The sequence below is a fragment of the Dolichospermum sp. LEGE 00246 genome (assembly GCF_015207865.1).
Taxonomy (GTDB): Bacteria; Cyanobacteriota; Cyanobacteriia; order Cyanobacteriales; family Nostocaceae; genus Dolichospermum; species Dolichospermum heterosporum.
Genome location: NZ_JADEWA010000656.1, coordinates 1 through 2,085, shown reverse-complemented (window position 1 = coordinate 2,085; position 2,085 = coordinate 1). Strand labels below are relative to the sequence as shown.

The following is a 2,085-nucleotide window of genomic DNA, read 5'->3' as shown; positions in this document are numbered from 1 at the left end:
GTTGAATAAATACAGATTTTTACTTTGTACTGAATTTTCTATGAATCCATCTATGATAAAATTATTTAATAATTGACAACTAACAACTGATAATTAATCAAATGAATGATTTTTGGAATACGATTTTAGACTTTGCGGAAACTACTACTACTAGAGTAGGAAAACAATTAATGCAGGATTTTGGCAAAGTTCAAGCTTCACAAAAATCTGATGGTAGCTTAGTCACAAAATCTGATAAATGGGCAGATCAAGAAATTCGAGATGCAATTGTTTCTACCTTTTCTGGTTACGGCATTTTGAGCGAAGAAAGTGATAGTGAAGATATGCTGCAAGCAGGTCAAACTTTTCCGAATACAGAATGGTGTTGGGTTATTGATCCTTTGGATGGGACAACAAATTTTACCAGAGGAATTCCGATTTGGTCTATTTCCTTGGGCTTACTTTATCGTGGAACTCCCATTTTTGGTTATGTTTACGTACCACCATTAAATCAAGTCTTTCATGGATTTTGGGCGGGTTCATCGGGCTTAACAACGCCAACGGGAGCATTTTTAAATAATCATCCCATTCATACCAGTAAAGATGCTCCCAGCAAAAACCACTTTTTTAACCTTTGTTCTCGCAGTACCGACATTATTCAACCAGGTTTTCCCTGTAAAATTCGGATGTTAGGAGTTGCTAGTTATAATTTTCTTTCAGTCGCCACTGGTGCGGTTTTGGGAGGAATTGAAGCCACACCAAAGGTATGGGATATTGCAGGTGCTTGGGTAATTGTGCAAGCTGCGGGTGGGACGTGGGTACCGCTCAATTCTGAGTCTTTTCCATTATCGCCGGGAGTAGATTATAGCGATCGCTCTTTTCCTACGATGGTTGTGAGTAATTCCGATATAGTTCCGATATTTACACCATTTCTAGAAAATGTAAAATTTTAATAACTAATAATTAAAACCGAATAATTATACTCCGCAAGGGAATAAATTGAGCTTTTGCGTAAAGGGGATATATGGATGTAAAAACGCAAGTTATTACCTTCTCAAGTATAACAACTGACAACTGACAAAATTATGAAAGGACTTTGGTTAGAAAATAATCAACTAGAATTACGCACCAATATTCCTATCCCTGAACCACCACCAGGAGAGGCTTTGGTGCGGGTTTTGCGAGCAGGAATTTGTAATACTGACCTAGAATTAATTAAAGGTTATTACCCCTATACTGGCATTATCGGTCATGAATTTGTTGGTATTGTCGAACAAGGTCCTAAACAGTTAATTAATCAAAGAGTCGTTGGTGAAATTAACGCCGCTTGTGGTAATTGTCGTTTTTGTCGTTGCGGACAACCAACACATTGCGAAAATCGCACGGTTTTAGGAATTGTTAACCGTAATGGTGCATTTGCAGAATATCTATCTCTACCTATTGAGAATTTGCATCTTGTCCCCGAAAATGTATCTACAGCAGCAGCAACTTTTACTGAACCCATAGCCGCAGCATTGGAAATTCAACAACAAATACAAATATCTAAGGATGACCGAGTATTAGTGGTTGGAGATGGTAAGCTAGGACAACTAATAGCCCAAACTTTAGCCTTAACTGGTTGTGAATTATTGGTAGTCGGAAGACACGAAGACAAATTAATAAATTTAGCAGGAAAAGGAATTAAAACAGGTTTAGCTGATAGTGTCACCGATAGATATTTTGATATCTCTGTTGATTGTACCGGAAATCCTGAAGGCTTTAATATTGCTCGTCGGGCTTTACGTCCTCGTGGGACATTAATCTTAAAAAGCACTTATGCGGGAAATCTTAGTTTAGATGCTTCCTCGTTAGTAGTAGATGAAATTACCCTGATTGGTTCTCGTTGTGGTCCTTTTGTTCCGGCGTTAGAATTGTTGGCGACGGGAAAGGTAGATGTCCAATATTTAATTGATAGTTCTTACCCTCTTTCTCAAGGTTTAGAAGCTTTTGAAAAAGCTAAAACTAAGGGGGTTTTAAAAGTGTTATTGGAAATGAGTTCGTAATCAGGATTAATAGAATTACAGCAAATTGTCATCAAACCCGGAACAAGAACCCCACCCCCAACCC

General features: G+C 38.0%; 2 protein-coding genes. Both read left to right on the top strand.

Going from position 1 to position 2,085, the window contains the following annotated elements:
• The first annotated feature begins 101 nt into the window (after positions 1-101).
• On the top strand, positions 102-932 hold the full coding sequence (locus IQ228_RS25185) for an inositol monophosphatase family protein (protein WP_027402627.1): 831 nt from the start codon (positions 102-104) through the stop codon (positions 930-932).
• 132 nt (positions 933-1,064) lie between these two features.
• Entirely contained in the window at positions 1,065-2,021 is a 957-nt protein-coding gene (locus IQ228_RS25180; RefSeq protein WP_027402626.1) for an alcohol dehydrogenase catalytic domain-containing protein, read from the top strand.
• Positions 2,022-2,085: the final 64 nt, after the last annotated feature.